Here is a 10,704-nt window from a genome sequence, read left to right as displayed (position 1 = left end):
CTCACCGCCCTGTCCCGCCCACCGCCTCGCGCATTCGTCGCACCTGCCACAGATGCTCGAGGTCGTGCTGATAGGCCTCCCGCGCCAGCTCGAGCAGCGATACCGAACCGCGGTACGGGTGCCGCCCCGTTCGTCGCCAGTCCCGCTCCGAACACTCCCACAGCAGGTACGACGTGCGCCGCCTCAGGTAGTGGAGCTCATCCAGCAAAAGGTCGAGGTCCAGCTCCGCGTAGTCCGCTTCGAAGGGGATATCGTCCAGGTCCACGTGCGGGATTTCCGGCTCGCCCCGAGCGCCCGACCCGATGATCGCCACCTGCTCCTGGAATCCCCGCTCCACCTGCACCAGGTGGAACGGCACCGCCAGCAGACACCATCCCTCGTCCGGCCATGGCGCCGGCCGGAGCAGCTCCCGCTCCCGCACCCCGCTGAACGCCCGCGCCAACTCGCCGCTCGCCTCCCCGAGCGCCTTCAGCAAGAACGAGGGGTCGCTCCCCGCAGCAGCCGGCACATAGCGCACGGTTCGATTCTACCGCCGCAGCGACCCCCGAAGCGCGATTCCACGCTCACGTAACGACGAGCGGAACCCCCTCCCGGCAGAGCCGGCACTCGCTCGCCTCCCACGACGCGGCAGGCACCTCCAGGCACGCGAAGAACGGCACGCCGAAGTCGACCTTCCCCCCCGTCCGGTCCACCAGCACCCCCACCCCGGCCACCTGCGCCCCCCGCTCCTCCACCGCCCGCAGCACCTCCCGAATGCTTCCCCCTGTCGTCAGCACATCATCCACTACTAACACCCGGTCGCCCTGCCCCAGCTCGAACCCTCGCCGAAACTCGCGCTCGCCACTCCCATCCTCCCGCTTCTCCGCGATGATCGCCCGCAGGCCGAGGTGGCGCGCCGTCTCGTACGCCAGAATCACCCCACCCGTCGTCGGACCCGCCACCACGTTGGCCATCCCCCGGAACCGCTCGGCAATCTGCTCGCAAAGCGCACTCGTCACATCCGGCCACTGGAGGATGCGGAACTTTTCGATATAGAGCTCACCGTGGCGACCGCTCGCATACTGGAAATGCCCCCGCAGTAGCGCGCCGCGCCCTTCGAGCAAGGCCCACGCCTGCTCCCGCGTAAGTGGTGTCCCGGTCATGCCCCGAGCGTACGCTTTCCCGCGCTTCTGGTCCCCCCTGGGGCGCACTACTCCTCGCCGATGCGCTTCGTGGTCAGAACCGGCTTTTGCTCGGTCAATACGCCCTTCTCGTTCGGCGCTAGCCCGAACCGACTCAGCGGCAAGTAGCTCAGCGTCGCCTTCCCGATGATCAAATCCTTCGAGACCAGCCCGACCTGCGCGCTCCGGCTGTCGAGACTATTGTTCCGGTTGTCCCCCATCACGAAGTACTCGTCCGGTGGAATCAGAATCTTCGGCAGCGTGTCGTTCCAAGGCGTCGTGATGTACGGCTCCTCGAGCAACCGGTCGTTGATGTACACCTTGCCGTTGACAATCTCGATCGTCTCGCCCGGCAAACCGATGATCCGCTTGATGAGGTCCGTGCTCGGATCGCGCGGGTCCCGCAACACGATAATGTCCCCCCGCTCCGGCCCGTGGAACACGTAGCGCGTCGGGTCGCTCCCAGCATCGATGAACGGCAGGAAGGTGGACAGCTTCTCCAAATCCACTTCCGAGTACACCAACTTGTTCACGATCAAGAACTGCCCATTCTCGAGCGTCGGGTACATCGAATTCCCGTCCACTTGGAAGTTCCCGAAGCTCGCCCGCACCGAAAGGAAAATTAGCACCGCGAGCATCACCGTCTCGACCAGCTCGCGTATCCAGGCCTTCAGTCGCCCGTCGCCCCGAGCCGCCGTCTCGTGGTCGACCTCCACGGCGCCGGGTGTCGCCCATGCCGACGCCATCCCCTCGGGCTTCAGATCGAACCCCAGCGGATTGTTGCGCGCTTCGAGTTCCGCAACCACCTCGTCCGCCGGCCCCCAGCCATCGTCGGGGCTCGCGCTCCGCTGAGGCGCCCAGGCCGCCATCCGGATGAACGGACGCTCCTCGGGCTCCTCCCCGGCCTCCTCGACAATCCGGTTGCCCTGATCGCCGAACAGCGCTTCCAGCGCCGCGGCAGTCTCCGCCTCCCGCGCCGCCACCGCAGCCGGGTCCTCCTCCGGTTCTGGCGTCGCCGCGTGCGCCTCGAACGCCTTGAGGATCACGTCGCCGTCCTCTTCCGTCGAAACGAACTCGTACGCCGCCTCGTCGGCTGGCGACGCTTGCGCCCACGCCGGTTCCTCGAGCGCTGCGCCCATCTGCGCCTCGAGGCTCGCCGCCAGATCTACTTCCACCTCGTATCCAGCGTCCGCTGCCTGCTGCGCCGTCTCCGCGATGGCGCCCCACATGTCGTCGTCGGAATCCTCGAATCGACCGGTCGACCCGCTCGACCACGCGGAGGCGGGAGAGACAAGAGGTGCCTTCCGATCGGCGTCCGCTTCGTCCGCCTCCCACCAAGGGCGCGGCGCCTCGTCGGCCACGGGCTCGGCGGGGCTGGCCGGCACGTCGACGTGCGCGACCGCCTCCTCGACCGTCTCCTCTGCCTCGACCGCCTCCCACCAAGGGCGCGGCGCCTCGTCGGCTACGGGCTCGGGCGTGCTGGCCGGCTCGGGAACCCGCGCGACCTCCTCCTCGGCATCCGCCGACCAGAAAGCGGCTTGGACCGCAGCGCCGAAGTCCGATGGACTCATCGCTGTCGCCTCCGGCGCCCACTCCGGTTCTGCGTCCGTCTCCTCCGCACGCGGCTGCTCCGGCTCGACCCTCCACGCGGAATCGACCGACAACACCGGCGGGACCTCCGGCGCCCATTCGTCGTCATCACTGACCCCATCGCCAACGAAGGAGCCGCTGAAGCCGTCGGTCGGTTCGTTCTCCCCGCCCTCTCCGTCTGTCCAACCGCGCGCCCCCGACCCGAGGCCCCCGAACGTGAAGTCGTGTGCCGCCGGCGTATCGTCAGCCTTTGCCCAGTCCCCAAGGCGCTCGCTCCCAGCGGACTCGGCCTCGGACTGCGCACCCTCGAACGACCACGGTTCCCCGCCAGCAGGCTCCGATTCCGTGTCGAAATCCCATGGTCCCTCCGCGGGCGGCCCGGCCTGCCGGCTCGGTTCGGAGACAGGCTCCTGCTTCCGCCCGAAGAGGCGACCGAAGAACCCTCGTTTAGGGGGACCCGGTTCTTCTTCGGCGGCGCCCGATCGAACGCCCGTGACCGGGAAGATACCCGCAAGAGGGTCGTCGTCCGGCAAACCGTCCGCCAGCTTCTCCTCCACAGGCTCCACCCGGAAAGCCGCGAACGGGTCCGCCCCAGGTTCGGTCCCGGCGAGCTCCGCGCTCGGCCAGGCATCCGCCGGCTCCTCCGCAGGCTCCGCCCGGAAGGCCGCGAACGGGTCCGCCGCCGGTTCGGTCCCGGCCTGGCGCTCCTCGACCTCCCAGTCGAACGGCTTCAAAAACTCCTCCGGCACCTCGCTCAGGTCGTGGACGTCGCTCAACGGTTTCTTCTTCGCCCACTCGCGCATCGCCGCGAGCCCCTCCGACACCCCTACCCCGCCCTCGTCCTCCACCTTCCCCAGCCCGAAGAATTCCTCCCACTTGCTTCCACGCCGCTCCACCGTCTGCTCACCCGAGTCCTCCGTTCGGTGACGTCGGACGAGGGAGAGGCCGCCACCGAAGCCGGACTCCCCTTGCTCGCCGGGTCCCTCCGCCGCGCCTTCGTCATCCACCGGCACCTCGGAGATCGCCGCCGGCGACGGTGCCGCTACCTCGACCGCGCGGTCGTCATCCCCCGCGGCCGCCTCGATCTCGTCGAACCCCTCCGGCTCCTCCGCCCCCGCGTGCAGATCCTCGTGCGTTAGCCCGAATCGCCGCTGCTGCTCCTCGCGGCCCCGCTCCGCCCAGGCCTGCATCCGCGCGAAGATGTTCTCCTCGTCCTCCGAGCCATCCTCTGCGCCATTCGTCTCCGACTGCGGGCTCTCCGGCCACGCGCCCGGGCCAAAGTCCCAGTTCAAGCGCGATTCCGCCGGCGGCTCGCTTCGCGACCGCAGCCGAAGCGGCGGTGGCTCGATCGGGCCCAACGGTGCCGACGTCTCCGCCCGCTCCCCGAACGCCGGCGTCGCATCCGGACGTGGTTCGCGCGGCTTCAGCCTCAGCTCCTGCGCCGGCTCGTCGAACACGAGCCGCTCCGTCGACCACCCGTCGGCTTCCTCGTCCGGCTCGTCCGTCTCCCATCCCCGTCCCGCGTTCTCGAACCCGCGCCCGCGCCACTCCGCCGACTCCTCCTTCTTCTTCCGCCCGAACCCGAACAGACCGCGCTTCTTCGGCCCCTCACGCGGCGGCCGGTTCAGCGTCCACGGGTCGCGCCGCTCCGGCTGTTCGGCCTCGTTCCGCCGCACGCGCTCGCGCAGGAGCCGGTTCTTCTCCTCCTGCCGCTGCCAGGCATCGCTCGGGAGGTCGAAGTACCAGTCCTGCGGGTCCTGCTGTCCCGACTCCATCTCGTCGAGGGGCCGACCCTCGCCATTGTCCATCGTCATCAGCGTACCATAGCCTCCCCGCTGCTCCGGGCGCCGCTCGAGCGTCGCCCTTTACAGCCGATTGACCTACCCTCGGCCCACATGACCGACACGCTCGACCCCCCCGACGAGCACCTGGTCTCTCTGACAAAAAACGGCAGTCTCGACGCCTTCAACAGCCTCGTCGACCGTTATCAGGCCCTCGTGTTCACCCTCTGCTACCGCCAACTCGGCGAGCGAACGGCCGCCGAAGACGCCGCCCAGGAAACCTTCCTCTCCGCCTACCGCGCCATCGCCCAGTTCCGCGGCGGTAGCTTCCGTGGCTGGCTCCTTCGCATCGCCCTCAACCACGCCCGCGACGAATTGCGCCGCCGAAGGCGCCGCCTCCCGACTCGCTCCCTTGCCACCGACGACGCCAACGAACCGGCCATCGACCCCCCCGACCCCACCGCCGACCCCGCTACCGCCCTCCACGACCGCACCCTTGCCCCGGCCCTCGAACGAGCCCTCCGCGAACTCCCCCAAGACCAGCGCGACGTCGTCCTCCTCGCCGATGTCCACGGCCTCCAGTACGACGAGATCGCCGCCATCACCGGCGTCGCCCTCGGCACCGTCAAATCCCGCCTCTCGCGCGGCCGCGAGCGCCTTCGGGCCATCCTCCTCGCCCGCGGGGAACGTTTTGCGCACCCACAGCGTCCCAATGTCCGAGGGCAACCATGATCCACCGTCTCCTCCGCCCCCACCGTCGTTGGCATCGGCTCGTGACCGACGCCGTCTCGGGTGAACTCTCCCCCCTCGCCGCCCCCCGCCTCCAGCAGCACCTCGCCGGCTGCATCGCATGCCGTCGCCGCTTCGAAGAAGAACAGGCCCTCCGACGCGCCCTCCGTGCACTGCCACTCCTCTCACCCGCCCGTTCCCTTCGCCTCGACCCAGCCCAGCTCGCCTCGCAGCAGCCTGCCCCAGCGCCGCGCCGCACGCTTCCGCCAGCCATCGTCTACGGCGTCCGAGGGCTCGCCGCCGCCTCGCTCCTCCTCTTCGCCATCGTCACCGTCGCCACCCTCACCAGCGACGCGGACGAAGGTCACATCTCCAGCGCTGCTCGCGATACGAGCGCAGGCCCGACGCTCATGAGCACCGAAGCCCCAGAAGCCGGAGCCCTCTCCGCTCCCGAAGCAGCTCCCACCGAGCGACCGGCCGCGCCCACCCCCCAAGCCGGGGTAGCCTCGCCACCCACCGGCGGTGCCTTCGGCGCCGGCGCGACCGAGGCGCCCGAGCTCGTCCCCGCGGCGCCAGAACCGGAAACCAAAGCTGCACCCCCGCCCGATGCCGCCGCCCCTGGTAGCCCCAGCGAGCACACCGGAGGCAGCGCCACCGGCAACGAAGCACCCGTCGCCACCACCGCGGCCGGCTCGCCCGCTCCGGCCAACGAATCCCGCCCGCCCCGCTCTCTGCTCGCGGCCGGCGCCTTCGCCCTCGCCGCGCTCCTCGCCCTCGGTGCCGTCGAAATGACACGGAGGCGGAAAACATGACCGACCGCAACGCACGGTTCGCCCCGCTCGTAGCTACCTTCCTCGGCGCCCTGCTCCTCGCTGGGTGCTTCAGCCCCGATACCACCGTCTTCACAGGAGAAACCGCCGTGGAAAACGGCATCACCGTCAGCGGCACCGGCGAGGCCAGCGCCCCGCCCGACATGGCCATCCTCGACCTCGCCATCGAAATCGCCTCCGCATCCGTCGCCGACGCCCGCGAGCGCGCCGCGCGAGCAGCCAATAGCCTCATCCAAGCCATCCAGGCGAACGGCGTCGCCGATCGCGACATCCAGACCCGGTCCGTCTCCGTCTCCCCTCAGTACGACTACAGCCGTCCAGGCACCCCCACCATCACCGGCTACCTCGTCCAGAACACACTCGCCGTCCGCGTGCGCGACCTCGGCCGCCTCGCCACCATCGTCGACGCGGCCCTCGACGCCGCCGGCGATGCCGCCCGCCTCCAAGGCCTCCAGTTCACCTTCAGCGACCCCGAAGAGCTCCAGAAAACCGCACGCCAGCGCGCCATCGAAGACGCACGCACCCGCGCCGAAACCTACGCCGCCGCCGCCGGCGTGCGACTCGGCACCGTCGTCGCCATCACCGAAACCATCTCCGGCGGCCCCATCCCACTCGGCCTTCCCGCTGGCGGCCGCATCGGCGCTGACTCCACCCCCATCGAAACCGGCGAATCCACCGTCACCGTCACCGTCACCGTCCGCTACCAGATCGAACCCTGACACCACGGCAAGGCCCGGAAAAGATCGCTCCTCGCCCCGTTTACAGCGGCCCCGCTCAGCCCGAACCTATTGGAGTGAGAGCGCCGCTCGTCCTCGCTACCCTCGCCGCCATCGCCATCCTCGCGTTCGCCGGCGCCGCCATCGCCGTCCTCCAAACGGTCGGCCCGGCGAGCAGCCCCGCCGCCCGCCCCACAACCACCCCCGCCCCGCCCCCGTCGGCCGCGACCATCGCCGCAGCCGCCGGCGACGTCTGCCAGAGCGTCGCGCGCATGCCCGGCCCAGGACAGCCGCGTCGGTTCGCCCCCGAATACACCCAGGTCACCGAAGCCGCCGGCATCGCCATCGTCGCCAACGCCCGCGTCTCCCCCCGCGCCATCCAAGCCGCCAAAGCCACCGTCGAACGCTTCTTCGCCGGCAACGACCTCGAAACCCTCCTCGCCGCCGATGGTGCCTACGTCATCGTCGCCGCCAGCGGCCAAGGCATCCTCGATCTTCCCGAATTCCGCTGCCTCGACGAAGCCGGAGCACGCAACTTCTTCGACCACGTCTGCGGTGTCGCCGACCGCGCCGATTACCCCGTCGTCACCGTCAACGAAGACGACCTCCTCGGCCGCCCCACCGGACCCTGCGGCGGCATCGACATCCTCTACCACGAACTCGGCCACCTCGTCATGGGCTGGGCTCTCCCGCCCGCCGACTACTTCGACGTCCGCCAGCTCTACGCCGACGCCATCGCCGCCGGCAAATACCGCGACGACTATGCCGCCACCAACGCCGACGAATACTTCGCCGAGGGAACCCAGGCCTACTTCCTCCATACCGACCCCGCCGGTCGCCGCAACCGCGACTGGCTCCGTTCCTACGACCCGAACCTCTACCAACTGCTCGCCCGCACCTACGGCGAATGAGCCCGCCCTACGCCTTGCCCTCTTTGCGCAACACCGCATAGCGCAGCGCCGCCTTCCCGAGGTACTCGTCCAGCTCCGGGTATCGCGAACGCAGCGCCACCATGAACTCGTTCATCGGCATCCGCCGCCGCTCCCAACCCGCAGGCGCATCGCCCACCTCCTTCGCCACCACCAGAAAGAGCGGCCGCACCGTCAGCGTCCCCTGCGGAAATGCCCGGTTGTGTCGCGTCGCCTTGCACTCGAAAAACCCGATCAGGTCCACCAACCCAGGCTCGATCCCCATCCGCATCCGCGTCTCCGCCTCCACGAACGCCTGCGCATGCTGCTCGCCCGTCTCCCCCTCGACCATCGCCCAAGCCCTCTCGCCCGGCCTTCGCACCACGTACCCGCGCTCGCCAGCGACCACCATCCCATAGGCGTAGTTCACCGGCGCATTCGCAGGCAGCACCTGCTCGTCGACCCATCGCGCCCGCCACTGGTCCTGGAAGTTGATCTCCACCACCCCAGGCCACCGCGGCTCGTACGCCGCCAGTTCCGAGAGATTCACCATCGCTGCGCGGTTCCCTCCATCCTGCGTCGGTAGAGTGGCTTCGCCGCGACCAACAGGCGCGAACCACCTGCATCCAGCTCCGCGCCTGGGAACGCAGCCGCCGCATCGATGATCGCCAGCCCGGCCGCCGCGTTCAATCCCATCGCGAACACGCACGAACGCACCTCGCCCACCTGCCGCCCGTCGCTCCCCCGAACCGGCGTCCCCACCGAAACCGGCGGCCCCTCCAACAAAAACGCTGCCAGGATCCGTCCCTCGCGCCCGCCAGCGATGCCGAGGAGCACATCAAGATCCGCCTCGGCAGGCGAAAGCCCGGGCAAAAGGTCCGGCTCCCACGCCGGAATGCACGCCTCCACTCGCGCCGACTCCAGCGCCTCCCACCCCGCCAGCGCGATCCCAGCCGACCGCAGCGTCCCAAGCAGATGACTGGCCACCACAGGCGCCAACACCAGCACGAATCCGTCCTCCCCCGTATCGCTCGTCCGAATCGCCAGCGCCCGAAAACCGTGGAACTCGAACGCCGCGCAGTGCAGCGGCGCCAGCCGCCCAGGCAGCGCCTCCGCCACGAACTCCGCCGTGCGGGCGGCAGCCGCCGGCCCCGCCAGCACCAACGCACACGTCATCGCCGTCCGGTCCTCCACCCGCACCTCGTACCCCTCGCCCACCGCCGCCTCGAGCCGTCGCAGCAGCTCACCCCGCCGGTCCGGCTCACCGCTCACCAGATACGCCGCACCCCCCGTCCGCGCCACCAGCACCAGGTCGGCGAGGTCCCCCGCCTCGTCGAGCATCGCGAAACGCCCGGCCCGGCCCTCCTCCAGATACTCGGGATGCCCAGCCAGCGCCCCCCGCAGCACCTCGACCGCATCCCCGCCCGTCACCATCACCCGACTCCGCCAGCTCGCGTCGAACGCCACCACCGACTCGCGCAGCGCCGCGTACTCCAGCCCCGGGTCGCCGTAGGTCAGCGGCACCTCCCAGCCACGCCGCGCGTCCATCCGCGCCCCGAAAGCCACGTGCGTATCCCCGAGCGCCAGCCGCATCGTCCCCTCGCTCATGCCGGCTCGAATGTCCGTCGCCCATCCCGCTCCCGCAAACGACCCACCCCCGGAAACGGATTGTGAACGCAAATCAGCAGCGCATTCTCGCGGAGCGCCCGCTCCGCCAGCCGCTTCTTCGATTCGAGCGACATCAGCGGCAGAATGTCGAACGCAGCGATCCACGCCGGCCGCTCCACCTGCACCGCGTGGTGCACCAAGTCGCCCGTGTAGATCGCCGTCTCACCGCGAGAGCTCAACACCACCGATGCGTGGTCCGCCGTATGCCCAGGCGTCGGCCAGAACCTCACCCCAGGGATGAGCTCCGTCTCTCCCGTCACCAGCTCCAGCTGCCCCGACTCCGCCAGCGGCGCAAAATTCTCCTCGAAGTACGTCCCCTTCGTCCGCTCGTTCGGGTGCATCGCCGCCTCGAACTCCCCCGCCTGGACCACATACCGCGCCCGCGGAAACGTCGGCACCAGCCGGCCATCCTCCGCGCGCCTCGTATTCCAACCACAGTGATCCGCGTGCAAGTGCGTGTTCGCCACCACCGTAACGTCCTCCGGCCCCAGCCCCAACGCACCCAGCCCCTCCAACAGCCGCCCATACTCCCCCGGGAAGCCACGCTCCCGCGGCGTGCCCCGCACCTTGTCGCCCATCCCCGTATCCACCAACAGAATCTCCTCGCCGCTCCGCACCACGATGCAATTCAACGAAAGCTTCATCCGGTGCTCCGCGTCGATGTTCTCCCGCCCAATGATCGGCTCCCACACCACCCGCGGCACCAGCCCCATCACCGCCCCCGCGTCCAGCTTGATGTACCCATCGCAAATCACCGCGATGTCCAGATCCCCCACGCGGTAACGAACTGGCGGCTCCATACCGCCAACGATACCCGCCCCCCGACCCCGACCGCCACCGCACCCACTCCTGTTCCCCGCTCGTAACTGCAAAACGATGCGAGTAAAATGCGGCCGCAGAAGCAGACAACCAGGGGACCGACCATGCCGCTTTTCCTGCTCCACGCCGCTGACGGCTTCTTCTCCGTCCCCGTCAGCATCGCGTTCTGGGCCATCACCGCCCTCGCACTCGCCATCTCCCTTCAGCGCGCCAGCGCACGCCTCGACGACCGCGCCATCCCCCTCATGGGCGTCATGGCCGCCTTCATCTTCGCCGGCCAGATGTTCAACTTTCAGATTCCAGGCGGCACCTCCGGACACCTGCTCGGCGGCGTCCTCGCCGCCATCCTCCTCGGCCCCTACGCCGGCACCGTCGTGATGGCCTGCGTCATCGCCGTCCAGGCCATCGTCTTCCAGGACGGCGGACTTGTCGTCCTCGGCGCCAACATCTTCAACATGGGCATCATCGGCACCATGGGCGGCTATTGGGTCTACCGGGCCATC

The 10,704-nt window shown here is 69.4% G+C and carries 11 protein-coding genes; 5 read left to right on the top strand and 6 right to left on the bottom strand.

Annotation, left to right across the window (positions count from 1 at the left end):
- Position 1: 1 nt before the first annotated feature.
- The 3 genes from VAE53_RS09210 to lepB are packed head-to-tail and all read right to left on the bottom strand — an operon-like array spanning position 2 to position 4,564.
- Positions 2 to 517: a DinB family protein gene (locus tag VAE53_RS09210; RefSeq protein WP_322819083.1), complete on the bottom strand. Its 516-nt coding sequence runs from the start codon at positions 515 to 517 to the stop codon at positions 2 to 4.
- Between the two features lie 46 nt (positions 518 to 563).
- Positions 564 to 1,142, bottom strand: coding sequence for an orotate phosphoribosyltransferase (gene pyrE / locus VAE53_RS09205; protein WP_322819082.1), 579 nt, complete (start codon positions 1,140 to 1,142; stop codon positions 564 to 566).
- Between the two features lie 47 nt (positions 1,143 to 1,189).
- Positions 1,190 to 4,564 carry a signal peptidase I gene (gene lepB / locus VAE53_RS09200; RefSeq protein WP_322819081.1) on the bottom strand — a complete coding sequence of 1,125 codons (3,375 nt, stop codon included), beginning with the start codon at positions 4,562 to 4,564 and terminating at the stop codon, positions 1,190 to 1,192.
- Between the two features lie 81 nt (positions 4,565 to 4,645).
- On the opposite strand from lepB, the gene VAE53_RS09195 reads away from it, so the two are divergent.
- The 4 genes from VAE53_RS09195 (at position 4,646) to VAE53_RS09180 (ending at position 7,717) form a co-directional block, all read left to right on the top strand.
- The gene (locus VAE53_RS09195; RefSeq protein WP_322819080.1) at positions 4,646 to 5,263 is read left to right on the top strand and encodes a sigma-70 family RNA polymerase sigma factor; all 618 of its coding nucleotides are present in this window, start codon (positions 4,646 to 4,648) and stop codon (positions 5,261 to 5,263) included.
- Positions 5,260 to 6,072, top strand: a complete 813-nt coding sequence (locus tag VAE53_RS09190; RefSeq protein ID WP_322819079.1) for a hypothetical protein — start codon at positions 5,260 to 5,262, stop codon at positions 6,070 to 6,072. Before VAE53_RS09195 ends, VAE53_RS09190 begins: the two co-directional genes overlap by 4 nt.
- Complete coding sequence (locus tag VAE53_RS09185) at positions 6,069 to 6,809, top strand: SIMPL domain-containing protein (protein WP_322819078.1); 741 nt, start codon at positions 6,069 to 6,071, stop codon at positions 6,807 to 6,809. The genes VAE53_RS09190 and VAE53_RS09185 overlap by 4 nt, the downstream gene beginning before the upstream one ends.
- A 74-nt stretch (positions 6,810 to 6,883) precedes the next feature.
- The gene (locus tag VAE53_RS09180; protein WP_322819077.1) at positions 6,884 to 7,717 is read left to right on the top strand and encodes a hypothetical protein; all 834 of its coding nucleotides are present in this window, start codon (positions 6,884 to 6,886) and stop codon (positions 7,715 to 7,717) included.
- A gap of 7 nt (positions 7,718 to 7,724) precedes the next feature.
- Here VAE53_RS09180 and VAE53_RS09175 read toward each other — a convergent pair whose 3' ends face one another.
- Genes VAE53_RS09175 through VAE53_RS09165 form a run of 3 tightly spaced genes read right to left on the bottom strand, consistent with a single transcriptional unit; the run spans position 7,725 to position 10,182 of the window.
- Complete coding sequence (locus tag VAE53_RS09175) at positions 7,725 to 8,267, bottom strand: hypothetical protein (protein WP_322819076.1); 543 nt, start codon at positions 8,265 to 8,267, stop codon at positions 7,725 to 7,727.
- Positions 8,261 to 9,322 carry a hypothetical protein gene (locus VAE53_RS09170; RefSeq protein ID WP_322819075.1) on the bottom strand — a complete coding sequence of 354 codons (1,062 nt, stop codon included), beginning with the start codon at positions 9,320 to 9,322 and terminating at the stop codon, positions 8,261 to 8,263. Before VAE53_RS09170 ends, VAE53_RS09175 begins: the two co-directional genes overlap by 7 nt.
- On the bottom strand, positions 9,319 to 10,182 hold the full coding sequence (locus VAE53_RS09165; protein ID WP_322819074.1) for an MBL fold metallo-hydrolase: 864 nt from the start codon (positions 10,180 to 10,182) through the stop codon (positions 9,319 to 9,321). Before VAE53_RS09165 ends, VAE53_RS09170 begins: the two co-directional genes overlap by 4 nt.
- A gap of 123 nt (positions 10,183 to 10,305) precedes the next feature.
- Here VAE53_RS09165 and VAE53_RS09160 point away from each other — a divergent pair.
- A partial coding sequence (locus tag VAE53_RS09160) for an energy-coupling factor ABC transporter permease (RefSeq protein WP_322819073.1) occupies positions 10,306 to 10,704 on the top strand: 399 nt, incomplete at its 3' end.

It is taken from the genome of Tepidiforma sp., assembly GCF_034432735.1.
In the GTDB taxonomy this organism is placed as follows: Bacteria; Chloroflexota; Dehalococcoidia; order Tepidiformales; family Tepidiformaceae; genus Tepidiforma.
Note: the sequence above shows the minus strand (reverse complement) of the source record. Positions and strands in the feature narration are given on the sequence as shown.

Coding starts and splice junctions, on each gene's coding strand:
- VAE53_RS09190 (WP_322819079.1), top strand. CDS start 5,260: ATGATCCACCGTCTCCTCCGCCCCCACCGTCGTTGGCATCGGCTCGTG.
- VAE53_RS09175 (WP_322819076.1), bottom strand. CDS start 8,267: ATGGTGAATCTCTCGGAACTGGCGGCGTACGAGCCGCGGTGGCCTGGG.
- VAE53_RS09170 (WP_322819075.1), bottom strand. CDS start 9,322: ATGAGCGAGGGGACGATGCGGCTGGCGCTCGGGGATACGCACGTGGCT.
- VAE53_RS09185 (WP_322819078.1), top strand. CDS start 6,069: ATGACCGACCGCAACGCACGGTTCGCCCCGCTCGTAGCTACCTTCCTC.
- VAE53_RS09195 (WP_322819080.1), top strand. CDS start 4,646: ATGACCGACACGCTCGACCCCCCCGACGAGCACCTGGTCTCTCTGACA.
- lepB (WP_322819081.1), bottom strand. CDS start 4,564: ATGACGATGGACAATGGCGAGGGTCGGCCCCTCGACGAGATGGAGTCG.
- pyrE (WP_322819082.1), bottom strand. CDS start 1,142: ATGACCGGGACACCACTTACGCGGGAGCAGGCGTGGGCCTTGCTCGAA.
- VAE53_RS09165 (WP_322819074.1), bottom strand. CDS start 10,182: ATGGAGCCGCCAGTTCGTTACCGCGTGGGGGATCTGGACATCGCGGTG.